At 64.8% G+C, this 775-nt stretch carries 1 protein-coding gene; it reads right to left on the bottom strand.

The window, feature by feature from the left end; genetic code table 11:
- Nucleotides 1–92: 92 nt before the first annotated feature.
- The coding region (locus tag AX703_RS02215) for a copper resistance protein CopD (protein ID WP_231735320.1) at nt 93–775 on the bottom strand (683 nt) is incomplete at its 5' end.

Raw genomic sequence — 775 nt, forward strand, 5'->3', positions numbered from 1 at the left:
CCGCGGGTTCCTGCACTGGAGGCTTTCGTACGCAAGCGCCCGAAACCCTTCACAATGTACGACAAACAGGTGTTTTCCGACGCCCTCAGGCCTTAGCGTATATCTGTGCCCGTTTTATGTGACGCCCCCATCCCGGTCAGGATCAGCAGGGCAACGATGATCGTTCCTACCAGGGAGAAGCCCGTCAAGGCCTCCTCGGCGAGCGAGACCCGCTCCATATCACCGGTCGCTGCTTTAGGCATAACCAGCGCGAGGAAGGCTGCAAGCGCGCCGACCCAGGCGCCGGCGGCGAGCAGATGGACGAGATCGGCGACCAGTTGCAGCCAGCCCGGATAGCCTTCGCCAGCCGCGCCATGTCCGCTCCAGGCGAGGGTCGCGAGCGCGAGCGCGAGCGCGCCTGCGAGAGTAGAGGCGATGAAGGCGGGACGTGATTGCCGTCGATACAAGAGGACGCAGAATAGGAGGACAAGGAGCGCGACAAGGCGCGCCTTCAACGCCGCCCCCATGGCCGTCTCATTGATGAGATCACCCAGCAGGGCGAAATCAGGCTGTGTGAGCGGCAGTCCGGACATGGCCGCAGCCTGCACCGCAAAGCCCAACGCAGATAGCAGCAGCCCGAAGCAGGCAAGACAGGCCACCATCGCCCCCATCGGCAGATGCCGCTGCACCGTCCGGCCGCCACCTGGGGCATAGAGCGCGAACAGCGGCAGGCCGAACAAGAGGCCGAGATCGACGTAGAGCGCCCAGCGGACGGCGACGAGTGCCACGTCGTTCA

This window comes from Novosphingobium sp. CCH12-A3, assembly GCF_001556015.1.
GTDB classification, from domain to species: Bacteria; Pseudomonadota; Alphaproteobacteria; order Sphingomonadales; family Sphingomonadaceae; genus Novosphingobium; species Novosphingobium subterraneum.